Raw genomic sequence first — 282 nt, 5'->3', positions numbered from 1 at the left:
GCTGAACAGATTGAGCTGCTTACAACCCGCATAGAGAAGCTCGACAGAGAGATTTTGGTTGCCGTCAGAAAGGACCCCGATGCAAGGCGTCTGATGAGCATTCCGGGTGTCGGTCCTCTCATCGCCGCTACCGTTCGGACATCGGTTTTGGATGCTCGCAATTTTGCGACTGCACGAGATTTTGCGGCTTGGACGGGGCTCACACCGAGGGCACAGTCGAGCGGCGGAAAAGAAAGGCTCGGCGCGATATCAAAGCGTGGAAATCGGCAACTACGGACGCTC

At 56.4% G+C, this 282-nt stretch carries 1 protein-coding gene; it reads left to right on the top strand.

From position 1 onward, the window contains the following. On the top strand, positions 1-282 hold a 282-nt coding region (locus AC0L3P_RS40290; RefSeq protein ID WP_473309498.1), incomplete at both ends, for a transposase.

The organism is Bradyrhizobium sp. WSM4874, assembly GCF_055811835.1.
Note: the sequence above shows the minus strand (reverse complement) of the source record. Positions and strands in the feature narration are given on the sequence as shown.